Source organism: Desulfocurvus sp. DL1XJH-121 (assembly GCF_054819825.1).
Window position 1 is genome coordinate 93961 of sequence record NZ_JBTVWW010000011.1, and the last position, 12529, is coordinate 106489.

Below are 12529 nucleotides of genomic sequence, written 5' to 3' on the forward strand. Positions count from 1 at the left end.
GGAGGCCGGGGCCAGCCGGATCTGGGAGAAGGGGTTATTGAAGCGGTCCGTCGGAACCGGCCAGGCGCAGGCGGTTGGCCCGGGCCCTGCGGAAGTCCACCTCCGCGGCCAGGCGCAGCTTTTCCTGCGAGAGCCTGAATATCTCCTGGGCGTAGTCGATGCCCGCGCCCTGGTCCTCGCGGGACATCAGGGCGCGGATCTGCGCGGCCACGGTTTCCTGCTGCACGAGCATTTCCGAGGCCTCGCGCTCCAGGCGCTCAATCTCTTGGGATGCGGATTCTGCGTCCCTTCTTGGCTCCGTCGTCATGGGCGGGCTCCTTATCCTTGGGCTTGAAATTGTCCGCGAACAGACCCCAGAACCCCGGCCACGTCTCGGACAGGACGCCCGGGTTGGCCAGGGTCACGCCCCTGGCCGTGGTGGAGGCCAGGGCCAGGGCCAGGCTCCACTGGGCCGAGGGGCAGGGGAAGGGGCGCATGGGGTCGGCCCACGTGTTGCCGCCGCCCACGATAACCACCCGCCCGGGCTTGACCCGGGCGAAGCGGCCCATGCGCCCGGCCAGGTCCTCGGCCGTGGCCGTGTCCTCGTCCTCGGCCACGCCGATGCGCGCGTCACCTGGCGAGGCCAGGCCCAGGGCCACGGCCAGGGGGAAGAACCCGCGCGTGGCGTCCAGGTCCAGCTCATCGGGCCAGGATCCGGCGGAGGAACGCACGCCCTCCCCGGACACGACGATTTCCAGGCCCGCGGCGCGCAGCAGGGCCTCGGCCGCGTCGGCCTCGGGGTCCCCGGCGGGCCAGAGGCCCGCGAGGGTCACGCTGCCGCCCGTGAAGCGCGGCAGGGCCAGGAGCACGGCGGCCAGCTCCGGGTCCAGGAACGCGACCTCGGGGTCCAGGCCCTTGGGCGCGGCCAGCGCGGCCCTGGGCACGAAAAATTCCGTTTCCGAGAGTTCGGCGTCCACCCCGCAGGAGGCCAGCACGTCCACGGCGTGGCCCAGGGCCTGGGCCCCGCTCCAACCCGCGTCCCAGGTCATGCGCAGGCCCTCGGGATAGGTCGGGCCCGCCAGGGCCATGGCCAGGGCCAATCCCGGGGGGAAGTCCCCGGGCAGGCGGCAGGCGCCCGTGGTCATGCCCGCGCTTTCCAGGCGCACGGGCGCGCCGGGCACGTGGGGCTCGATGGAGGTCAGGCGCACGCCCAGGCCCGCCAGCACCCCGGCGGCCGGGCCCAGGTCCAGGAGCTTCAGGCGCGTGCCGCCGGTGATGGTGGTGCGCCCCACCTGGGGCAGGCACAGGGCCAGGAGCAGGAACAGGTTCAGGGGGTCGTCGCCCGCGTGCAGGGTTTTGCCCGCCGCGTCCAGGGCCCCTCCGGCGCTGACCACGCGGCCCTCCTCCCAGGACAGGGCCGCGCCCGCCTGGTTCAGGGCCCGCACCAGTTCGATGAGCGGGTCGTTGATGATCGCGGGGTACAGCGAGCAGTCCGCGCCCGTGAGGGCGGCCAGGGCCGCGACCATGCGGGTGCGGGTGCGCGAGCGCGGGCCGGGCAGGGCCAGGTCCGCGTCCTTCACGGCGAGGTTCATCACGAACTTGCGCCGCGCGGACTCGGGCTTCACGGCCGCGTTGTAGGCCAGGCCGTTGGCCAGGGCGAAGATCTGGCGCAGGGGAGCGACGTCCAGGCCGCTCATGCCGGCCACGTCGTCCCAGGCCCTGCGCATGCGGCGCTCCTGGCTGGGGTCGGCCAGGGCCAGGCCCTTGGCGTGGCGGGCCGAGGCCGCGCGCGAAAGCAGGCGCGTGCGCCGGGCAACCAGGGCCGCCAGATCGCGGTCCAGCTCCACCAGTTCCTCGGTCAGGGTCCGTTTGTCGTCAAAGGGCTTCCTGCCGCCAAAAGTTTTCTTGTCGGCGCGGGGCTTCTTGTCGCCTAGTTGTTTCCTGGGCGGCCTGCCGCCGCGCTTGTCGTCCGTCATGGGGGTCTCGATCCGGATTTAAGGATATGGGGAAACCGCTTCTATACCATTCCCCCGGCACAAGGCAAGCGCAAGCAGCCCCGCAGGCCGGGCCCGGGGCAAGAAAAAGGGGGAGCGCCGCTGGGCGCTCCCCCCGTAAAACCGGCTGCTGCCGGTCTACTTCATCACGTCGCCGGAAGCGGCACCCTGCATCTTGATCTCGACCTTCTCGGTCAGACCCTCGTAGTACTCGCGCAGGATGGTCAGGACCTCGTCGCGGCCGAAGTGATCCGGAACCTCGGCGCCCTCGGACAGGGCCTTGCGCAGCTTGGTGCCGGACAGGATCACGCGATCCTCCTTGGAGTGCGGGCAGGTGCGCAGGGAGGCCATGCCGTCGCACTTGAAGCAGTAGAAGGTCCAGTCGATCTTCATGGGCTTGGTGATCAGGGCCTTGCCCGGCTCCGCCGGATAGGGGATGCGATCGAAGATTTCCTGGGCCTCGAACAGGCCGTAGAAGTCACCCACGCCCGCGTGGTCGCGGCCGATGAGCATGTTGTTGATGCCGTAGTTCTGACGGAAGGTGGCGTGCAGCAGGGCCTCGCGGGGACCGGCGTAGCGCATGTCCAGGGGGTACCCGGCGTTGATCACGTTTTCCTTCACGAAGTACTTGTCGATCAGGGTCTCAATGCACTTGATGCGGACCTGACCCGGGATGTCGCCGGGCTTCAGGTTGCCGATCAGGGAGTGGATGACCACGCCGTCGCAGACTTCCACGGCGATCTTGGCCAGGAACTCGTGGGAGCGGTGCATGGGGTTGCGCAGCTGCAGGGCGGCGACGTTGGACCAGCCCTTGGCTTCCATCTCGGCGCGGATCTGGGCGGGGGTCTTGTAGACGCCCGGGTAACGATCGGCGTAGTCGCCCTCGGAGAGGACCTTCACGGTGCCGGCCAGGTTGTACTTGCCCTGGGCCATGACCATCTGCACGCCGGGGTGGTCCTCAAGAGCCACGTCCCAGAAGCGCTCGGAGTCTTCGCCGCCGCCCTTGAAGACGGTCTCGCACTCCCATTTCTTCTCGGCCTCGGTCAGCTCGTACTTCTCGGTGACCTTCATGGTGGCGTAGGTCACGCCGTCCTTGCCCACCAGCGCGATCTCGTCGCCGGCGGCCACGGCCTCGTCGTTGGTGTCGCAGACCACGGGCACGGGCCAGAAGGTGCCGTCGGCCATCAGGAAACTCTCGCACACGCCCTTCCAGTCGGCCTTGCCCATGAAACCGTTCAGGGGCGAGAAGCCGCCGATGCCCATCATAATCAGATCGCCCTTGACGCGATCGGAAATCTCAATCTTCTTCAGACCTTCGGCCTTCTTCAGCTCGGCATCGAGCTCGGCACCCTTGAGCAGGCACTCGACCAGGCCCTTACCACCATGAGGGGGAACCAATTTGGACATTGTGGTCTCCTTTTGGGATGAATTTGGTTACCTTAGTCTCCAGCGTGGCCGTTCGGCCGCCGCGAAGCCTTCCACATACAGATGCAAAAACTTAAGCGCCTCACATCAGTCTCAAGCGTGCAACCCGCACGTCGAAGGTGTTTGTGAAAAAAATGCGCAAATGTCAAGTGTGCAGGAATTCACATAGATAACAGGCCATTGAAAAGGCCTTGAGAACGGCCGGTTACGCTCCCGCAGCCCCTTTCGCGGCCAAAGCGCCCGCGCGCGGGGGAAACCACCCCCGGAAACGCCCCCCGGCAAAACCACCCCCTCCGGCCCGTCGGGCCGCACGGGACGGGAACCAGCGCAAAACGCCCTCCACCCTTGCCTTGGCCCCTTGGAGGAGGTATATAGCGCCTTAACCAGCCCCAACAGCGTTCCGCTCCGCGCCCGGCCCGACGCCGGACGCGGGGTTTCGCCCGATACGGCGAAACGTGAAAAGACCAGCATTGAACATTGGTTGGTTGCGGTCTCGGCTTGGGATTTTATTCACTTTCGTCTTGACAGTGGGTATGCCCCTTGCTAGACAGTCCCTGCTTGTTCTTATCATCACAAGCTGTCCCCGCCCCTGCGGGAAGCCTGTGATCCTTTGAGGCCGGACCCGGGTCCGCCGGAATGTCTGCCGCCATCCGCAGGGCGCGCAACCGGCGCGGGGCCAGCCGTGAATGGGCTCATTGAAATCCTGGGGGCCGACCATGACGATGAGCGGCCGAACCGGGGCGACCTGTGCCTGTAAGACGAAAAAAGGCGGGGAAACTCGGTGTTTCCCTGCTTTTCATGTCTGCGCGGCCCTTGTGCGGGCATGTTGGAAGGTTGTTTTCATCAACCCTTATTGTTTGGAGGATTCATTATGCCGACTTTTGTTGACCCTTCGAAGTGCGATGGATGCAAGGGTGGCGAGAAAACCGCTTGCATGTACATCTGCCCGAACGATCTCATGATCCTGGATCCCGAGGAGATGAAGGCCTACAACCAGGAGCCCGATGCATGCTGGGAGTGCTACTCCTGCGTGAAGATCTGCCCCCAGGGCGCCATTACCGCCCGTCCGTACGCCGACTTCGCCCCCATGGGCGGCACCTCGATCCCCATGCGGTCCTCCGAGGACATCATGTGGACCATCAAGTTCCGCAACGGCAACGTGAAGCGCTTCAAGTTCCCCATCCGCACCACTCCCGAAGGCTCCATCAAGCCTTTCGAGGGCAAGCCCGAGCCCGGCGATCTCGAAAGCGAGCTCCTGTTCACCGAGACCGCGCTGGTCGCCCCCAAGGAAGCCCTGGCCAAGAAGTTCGATATCACCGACACCGACAAGTCCCAGTGCTGGCAGGACATCCCCTGTGAGTAAGCCTCGGCTTTTTCACTAAGCTGAGCAACAACACAACTTTTACGATCAAGGAGCATAACCATGCCTCAGATTCCTTCGAAAGAAAAAGTCAAGGGTATCCCGCTGGAAGAGCCCACTATCGTCAACCACGAGACCGACATCCTCATCGTGGGCGGCGGCATGGGCAACTGCGGCACCGCTTGGGAAGCCGTGGCCTGGGCCAACAAGTTCGCCCCCGAAGCCAAGATCATGCTGCTGGACAAGGCCGCCCTCGAGCGCGGCGGCGCCGTGGCGCAGGGCCTGTCCGCCATCAACACGTACCTCGGCGACAACGACGCCGACGACTACGTGCGCATGGTCCGCACCGACCTCATGGGCCTGGTCCGCGAAGACCTGATCTTCGACCTGGGCCGCCACGTGGACGACTCCGTGCACCACTTCGAGGAGTGGGGCCTGCCCGTGTGGTGTAAGGACGAGAACGAGAAGAACCTGGACGGCGCCGCCGCCAAGGCCGCCGGCAAGTCCATCCGCACCGGCGCCAAGCCCGTGCGCTCCGGCCGTTGGCAGATCATGATCAACGGCGAGTCCTACAAATGCATCGTGGCCGAGGCCGCGAAGAACGCCCTGGGCGAGGATCGCTACATGGAGCGCATCTTCGTGGTCAAGCTGCTGCTCGACGCCAACACCCCCAACCGCATCGCCGGCGCCGTGGCCATGGACGCCCGCGAGAACAAGGTCCACATCTTCACCTGCAACTGCTGCAGCATCGCCTGCGGCGGCGCCGTGAACGTGTACCGCCCCCGCTCCACCGGTGAGGGCATGGGCCGCGCCTGGTACCCCGTCTGGAACGCCGGCACCACCTACACCCTCGTGGCGCAGGTCGGCGGCGAGATGACCATGATGGAAAACCGCTTCGTGCCCGCCCGCTTCAAGGACGGTTACGGCCCGGTGGGCGCCTGGTTCCTGCTCTTCAAGGCCAAGGCGACCAACTACAAGGGTGAGGACTACTGCGAGACCAACCGCGCCATGCTGAAGCCCTACGAGGAGCGCGGCTACGCCAAGGGTAACGTCATCCCCACCTGCCTGCGCAACCACATGATGCTGCGCGAGATGCGCGAAGGCCGCGGTCCCATCTTCATGGACACCAAGACCGCCCTGCAGAACTCCTTCGCCACCATGACCCCCGCCGAGCAGAAGCACCTCGAGGCCGAGGCCTGGGAAGACTTCCTCGACATGTGCGTGGGTCAGGCCAACCTCTGGGCCGCCACCAACTGCGCCCCCGAGGATCGCGGCTCCGAGATCATGCCCACCGAGCCCTACCTGCTCGGTTCCCACTCCGGCTGCTGCGGCATCTGGGTGTCCGGTCCCGACGAGCCCTGGGTGCCCGAGGACTACAAGATCAAGGCCGACAACGGCAAGGTCTACAACCGCATGACCTCGGTCAACGGCCTGTTCACCTGCGCCGACGGCGTGGGCGCCTCCGGCCACAAGTTCTCCTCCGGCTCGCACGCCGAGGGTCGCATCGTGGGCAAGCAGATGGTGCGCTGGTACGTGGATCACAAGGACTTCAAGCCCACCATCAAGGAGAGCGCCGAAGAACTGAAGAAGGAGATCTACCGTCCTTACTACAACTACATCGAAGGCAAGGACGCCTCCACCGATCCCGTCGTGAACCCCAACTACATCTCGCCCAAGAACTTCATGATGCGCCTCGTGAAGTGCACCGACGAGTACGGCGGCGGCGTGGGCACCTACTACACCACCTCCGCGGCTCTGCTCGACACGGGCTTCTGGCTCCTCGACATGCTGGAGGAGGACTCCCGCAAGCTGGCCGCCCGTGACCTGCACGAGCTGCTGCGCTGCTGGGAGAACTACCACCGCCTGTGGACCGTGCGCCTGCACATGCAGCACATCCGCTTCCGCGAAGAGTCCCGTTACCCCGGCTTCTACTACCGCGGCGACTTCCTGGGCCTCGACGACAGCAAGTGGAAGTGCTTCGTGAACTCGAAGTACGATCCGGAGAAGGGCGAAACCGCCATCTTCAAGAAGCCTTACTACCAGATCATCCCCGACTAGGATGACATGTCCGGGTGGCCGCGGGGAGCGCTCCGCGGCCACCCTTTCCAAACATGCGTCCCATGTCGTAAAATGGTCTAAGCCTGAGCCTTACCTGGAGTTATCGTTCAGGCTTAGGCCATTTTTAACAGTCTGGCAGGAACCTGATCTAGGGAGGAACAAATGCCAAACACCAGCGTGCTCGTTGTCGGGGGCGGTTTCAGCGGCATAACGGCCGCTCTCGAAGCCGCGGAAGTCGGACACGAGGTTTTTCTTGTGGAGAAATCCGCATTCCTGGGCGGACGGGTGTCCCAGCTGAACAAGTATTTTCCCAAGCTGTGCCCCCCCTCCTGCGGACTGGAGATCCAGTTCCAACGCATCAAGAAGAACCCCCTCGTCAAGGTCTTCACCCTGGCCGAGCTGGTCTCGGTTTCCGGGGCCAAGGGCGACTACAGCGTAAAGATCAAGATCAAGCCCCGCTACACGGCCCCCATGGCCGCGGACCTCTCCGAGGCCGCCGACGAGCTCTCCGGCGGCGCCGCGAGCGAGTTCGAGTTCGGGCTCAAGAAGCGCAAGGCCCTGCACCTGGACATGCCCTTCGCCTACCCGGGCCGCTACGTCCTGGAAAAGGACGAGTGCAAGGCCGCCGACCTGGAGGCCCTGGAAGACAACGAATTCATCGATCTTTCCGAGAGCGAGCGCGAGATCGAGGTCAACGTCGGGGCCATCGTGGTGGCCACGGGCTGGAAGCCCTACGACGTGACCAACTTGACGAACCTCGGCGCCGGCGCCCTGGAAAACTGCATCTCCAACATGCAGATGGAGCGCCTGGCCTCGCCCCACGGGCCCACCAACGGCGAAATCAAGCGCCCCTCCGACGGCAAGACGCCCAAGCGCGTGGCCTTCGTGCAGTGCGCCGGGTCCCGCGACGAGAACCACCTGAGCTTCTGTTCCTACATCTGCTGCATGGCCTCCCTGAAGCAGGCCACCTACGTGCGCGAGCAGCTGCCCGACGCCCAGGTGACCATCTACTACATCGACCTGCGCACCCCGGACCGCTACCAGAAGTTCCGCAACCGCGTGCTGACCGACGAGGCCATCCACCCGGTGAAGGGCAAGGTGGCCGCGGCCGAGCAGGGCGCGAACGGCTCGGTGATCCTCACGGTGGAGGACGCCGTGGCCGGGACCAAGTCCAAGGAAGAATACGACCTCGTCGTGCTGGCCACGGGCATGCAGCCCAGCCTGGCTGGTGAGAAACTGCCCTTCGACCTGCCCCTGGACGAGGAGGGCTTCGTGGTGGGCGGAGAGGACAACGGCATTTTCGCCGCAGGCTGCGCCAAGAAGCCTCTGGATGTCATGAAATCCGCTCAGTCGGGCACCGGCGCCGCGATGAAGGCGATCGAAACGGTGAGAGGGAGGTAGCGAGCAATGGCCGAGAAAATTGGTGTCTACTTCGACGAATCAGCGGTCGGCCCGTACCTCGACGTACAGGAGCTGGTCGAATTCGTGAGCAACCGGTGGAGCGCCGACTGTCCCGTGGTCAAGACCCATCCCGTCCTGCCGGGCGAGGAAGGCCGGTCCATGATCCAGGCGGACATCGACTCCGAGGCTATCGACGGCGTACTGATCTGCGGGTCCTCCCCCCGCTGCGATTGGGAGGCCTACGACTTCGGTCCGTCCATCATCGTGGAGCGCGTGAACCTGCGCGAGCAGGTGGGCATGTGCTTCCCCGCCGGCGAGGACCAGGAACTCAAAAAGGGCATGGCCATCGACTACATCAACATGGGCGTGGTCAAGCTCCAGAAGTCCCGCATTCCCGCCCCCGAGCACATCGAGACCGTGAAGACCGTGATGGTGGTCGGCGGCGGCTGGACCGGCCTGCACGCGGCCCTGCACGCGGCCGGCGCGGGCTACGACGTGGTCCTGGTGGAAAAGGACGCCGAGCTGGGCGGCCGGGCCAAGGGCCTGTACAAGACCGTACCCATCATGCACCCCTACACCGAGGCCCACGAGCTGGATCTCGCCGGGGTCATCGGGAGGGTCAAGGCCGAGTCCCGCATAGAGGTCGTCACCGGCGCCACGGTGCAGAACCTCAAGGGCGCGCCCGGCAAGTACACCGCCGTGCTCTCCACGGGCGCCGAGAAGCCCGTGGGCGCCGTGGTCCTGGCCACCGGCTGGGTCCCGCAGGACACGAAGCTGCTCAAGCCCTTCGGCTACGGCAGCATCCCCGGGGTCATGACCACCGCCGAGATGGAGGCCAAGGTCAAGGAAGGCTCCTTCCGCGGCAAGCGCGTGGCCTTCGTGCTGAACACCTCCAAGCTGATGCCCAAGAACCTCTACGCTCCCAAGTGCAAGGCCGAGCCCGCCGAGGAAGCGGCCAAGGCCGAGGGCGAGGAGGAAGCGGCCTTCGTGTTCGAGGATCTCGAACACGAGCGCCACCTGCCCTTCTCCAGCGCCATCAACTCCGTGGTGTCCATCAAGCAGGCCGGCTACGTCCGCGAGCTGGACGACAACGCCCAGGCCTACATCATCTACGAGGACATGATCGTCCAGGGCATCCACGAGAAATACTACAAGGCCGCGTCCGACGACCCGGGCATCATGCTCACCAAGGGCTACGTCTCGCGCATCGAGCAGGACATGGACGGCGGCATCCTGGTCACGGTGAAGAACAACCTCATCGGCCAGGACTTCGAGCTGAAGGTCGACACGGTGGTGCTGCCCACGGGCATCGTTCCCACCACGGCCAAGGACCCGGTGATGAACTTCGTGTACCGCCAGGGCCCGGCCTTCCCCGACCTGGACCTGTTCGACGGGTTCTGCGACTCCAACTACATCTGCTTCCCCTACGAGACGCGCCGCACGGGCGTGTACGCGGCGGGCTGCGTCCGCCAGCCCATGCTCATGGACAACGCCGAGGAGGACGCGGCCGGAGCGGCGCTCAAGGCCATCCAGTGCATCGAGTCCGCCAACCGCGGCGTGTCCGTGCACCCGCGCTCGGGCGACCTGACCTTCCCCGAGTTCAACTTCGTGCGCTGCACCCAGTGCAAACGCTGCACCGAGGAATGCCCCTTCGGCGCCCTGGACGACGACGAGAAGGGCACTCCCATGCCCAACCCCACGCGCTGCCGCCGGTGCGGCACCTGCATGGGCGCCTGCCCCGAGCGCGTGATCTCCTTCGCCAACTACAACGTCGACCAGATCGGCTCGGCCATCAAGGCCGTGAAGGTCCCCGACGACATGGAGAAGGACGGGCCCCGGGTCATCATCCTGGCCTGCGAGAACGACGCCTACCCGGCCCTGGACATGGCCGCCATGCGCGGCAAGTCCTGGAGCCCCTACGTGCGCATCCTCCCGGTGCGCTGCCTGGGCTCGGTGAACGCCATCTGGGTCGCCGACGCCATGAGCAAGGGCGTGGACGGCGTGATGCTCCTCGGCTGCAAGTACGGCGACGATTACCAGTGCCACTTCGTGAAGGGCTCGGAAATCTGCAACCGCCGCAAGGAGAACATCGCCGAGACCCTTGAGCGCCTTGGTGTGGAACCCGACCGCGTCGAGCAGTACCAGGTCGCCATCGACGAGTACGACAAGCTGCCCGGCATGATCGAAGAGTTCATGGACATGATCCTCGAGAAGGGTCCCAACCCGTTCAAGGGCTACTAGGAGGAGATACCCATGTCGAAAGCTGTTCGGATCGAACCTGATCTGCAGTTCATCAGGGACTTGCAGGAGGTCGGGGGCGAATCCCTGAAAAAGTGCTACCAGTGCGCCACCTGCTCGGTGGCCTGTCCCCTGTCCCCGGCGGACGCCCCCTATCCCCGCAAGGAGATGATCTGGGCGCAGTGGGGCCTGAAGGACAAGCTGGTCAACGATATCGACATCTGGCTGTGCCACAACTGCGGCACCTGCTCCGACCTCTGCCCCCGGGGCGCCAAGCCCGGCGACCTGCTGGCCGCCCTGCGCAACATGGCCTACCGGTCCCTGGTTTCGCCCACGGTCATCGGCAAGTGGATGAGCTCGTCCAAGTACCTGCCCATCCTGGTGGCCATCCCGGCGGTCCTGTGGCTGTTCGTGTGGTACCTGACCACCGGCCTGACCATCCCGGACGGGGAGATCGTGTTCGGCAAGATCTTCCCGGGCGACTACACCATCGACCCCATCATGAGCCTGACCTTCTTCTTCATGGTGGCGACCTTCGTCATCGGCTGCTCCAAGCTGATCAAGTCGTTCACGAGCACGGGCGGGACCTACTACGTGGGTGCCCACGAGAAGCCCTGCATCGTGGACTGCGTGAAGGACGTTCTGCTGAACGAGATCGGCCAGCACACCAACTTCAAGGACTGCGAAGGCGACGAAAACGACATCCAGAGCGAGGAGCGCTTCAAGGGCCACCTGTTCTTGTTCTACAGCTTCGTGGCCCTGGCCATCGTCACCGGCCTGGTGGCCTTCGGGCACTGGGGCGGCAAGGTCATCGAATTCATCTCGCCCATGGGCCACACGCCCATGCACCTCTTGAACCCGGTCAAGCTCCTGGCCAACGCGGGCGCCATCGCCATGCTCATCGGCCTGACCAAGCTCACGCGCAGGCGCATGAACCTGGACGACTCCAAGACCAAGTCCAACTACTACGACTGGTATCTGTTGGGGCTCATCTGGGTCATCGCGCTGACGGGCATCGGAGCCGAGCTGCTGCGGCTTCTGGGCGTCGCCACCCTGGCCTACCCGGTGTACTTCGGTCACCTGGTGGCGGTGTGGATGCTGTTCGCCTACTTGCCCTGGTCCAAGCTGGGCCACCTGATCTACAGGACCGTGGCCCTGGTTTACGCCCGCTACATCGGCCGTGTGCCCCTGGGCTAGCCCGGCACTCGTGAACAGGACAAATCATTTCCTTACGGAACAGGAGGAAGAATACAATGGCTGAGAGCACCGACCGCAAGGTTTTCTCCATGGGCACCTTCGCCGCGTACCTCACGGGCGAGGACAAGGACTCGAACATGGCCGCCATCAAGGACATGCTCGGCTACATGACCCAGCTTGAGATCGACGGCGCGAGCCTGCCGTTCGCCGAGGCCATCGCCAAGGCCTGGATCTACGAGCAGAACCCCGAGCTCATCAACATCGCGGGCAAGGCCGACCAGTTCGGCCAGCACGTGTCCGTGCCCGTGCTGCCCGAGGACGTCACCGCCCAGGTGTCCGCCATCGTGGCCGAGCTCAAGGGCACCAAGGACAAGAACGCCGAGCAGGCCGCCAAGATCTCCGACCTGGAGAAGAAGCTGGCCGACGCCCAGTCCAAGCTCAAGGCCGCCGAGGCCAAGGTCACCACCTACGAGGCCCAGCTGGGCGAAGGCGAGAAGAAGCTCTCCGTATCCGAGGGCAAGATCGACTCCGTGACCGGCAAGGTCGACGACCTCATCGCCAAGATCGAGCAGGTCATCGCCCACGGCGTGGTCACGGCCGCTGCCGGCGACGGCGGCGCCGCCGCCCCGGCCGCCTCGGCCGACGCCGCCGCCCAGGACACTCCGGGCGAGGTTTCGTCCGACTTCGGCTTCGGCACCGACGATTCCGGCGGGGACAGCTTCGGGTTCTAGAGTATAATGTGAGTGTGGAAAGCATCGAAGCCCCGGTCCGAATGGACCGGGGCTTCTTGCGTTTGTGGGGCGAAAGCATGGTATACACGAGACAGTCGGTCTGCTGTAGCGCAAAACCAACCGTGCCCTCCCGCCCTCCCGCCGCG

Annotated in this window: 9 protein-coding genes; 6 read left to right on the forward strand and 3 right to left on the reverse strand. The window is 65.2% G+C overall.

Annotation, left to right across the window (positions count from 1 at the left end; translation table 11 throughout):
• Positions 1 to 34 precede the first annotated feature (34 nt).
• The 3 genes from ACYYG1_RS09730 to sat form a co-directional block, all read right to left on the reverse strand.
• On the reverse strand, positions 35 to 307 hold the full coding sequence (locus tag ACYYG1_RS09730; protein WP_461210108.1) for a hypothetical protein: 273 nt from the start codon (positions 305 to 307) through the stop codon (positions 35 to 37).
• On the reverse strand, positions 258 to 1955 hold the full coding sequence (locus ACYYG1_RS09735) for a hypothetical protein (protein ID WP_461210109.1): 1698 nt from the start codon (positions 1953 to 1955) through the stop codon (positions 258 to 260). The genes ACYYG1_RS09730 and ACYYG1_RS09735 overlap by 50 nt, the downstream gene beginning before the upstream one ends.
• A 156-nt stretch (positions 1956 to 2111) precedes the next feature.
• A complete protein-coding gene (gene sat, locus ACYYG1_RS09740; RefSeq protein ID WP_461210110.1) occupies positions 2112 to 3380 on the reverse strand; it encodes a sulfate adenylyltransferase in 1269 nt (422 codons plus the stop codon).
• 889 nt (positions 3381 to 4269) lie between these two features.
• Between sat and aprB the strand changes: the two genes are divergently transcribed.
• From aprB to ACYYG1_RS09770, 6 genes are all read left to right on the forward strand, one after another.
• Positions 4270 to 4761, forward strand: a complete 492-nt coding sequence (aprB, locus tag ACYYG1_RS09745) for an adenylyl-sulfate reductase subunit beta (protein ID WP_461210111.1) — start codon at positions 4270 to 4272, stop codon at positions 4759 to 4761.
• A 60-nt stretch (positions 4762 to 4821) separates the two neighbouring features.
• Entirely contained in the window at positions 4822 to 6816 is a 1995-nt protein-coding gene (gene aprA, locus ACYYG1_RS09750) for an adenylyl-sulfate reductase subunit alpha (RefSeq protein WP_461210112.1), read from the forward strand.
• Between the two features lie 162 nt (positions 6817 to 6978).
• Complete coding sequence (locus ACYYG1_RS09755) at positions 6979 to 8217, forward strand: CoB--CoM heterodisulfide reductase iron-sulfur subunit A family protein (RefSeq protein ID WP_461210113.1); 1239 nt, start codon at positions 6979 to 6981, stop codon at positions 8215 to 8217.
• Positions 8218 to 8223: 6 nt separating this feature from the next.
• Entirely contained in the window at positions 8224 to 10458 is a 2235-nt protein-coding gene (locus ACYYG1_RS09760; RefSeq protein ID WP_461210114.1) for an FAD-dependent oxidoreductase, read from the forward strand.
• A 12-nt stretch (positions 10459 to 10470) separates the two neighbouring features.
• Entirely contained in the window at positions 10471 to 11652 is a 1182-nt protein-coding gene (qmoC, locus tag ACYYG1_RS09765) for a quinone-interacting membrane-bound oxidoreductase complex subunit QmoC (protein WP_461210115.1), read from the forward strand.
• Positions 11653 to 11708: 56 nt separating this feature from the next.
• Positions 11709 to 12383 carry a zinc ribbon domain-containing protein gene (locus ACYYG1_RS09770; RefSeq protein WP_461210116.1) on the forward strand — a complete coding sequence of 225 codons (675 nt, stop codon included), beginning with the start codon at positions 11709 to 11711 and terminating at the stop codon, positions 12381 to 12383.
• Positions 12384 to 12529: the final 146 nt, after the last annotated feature.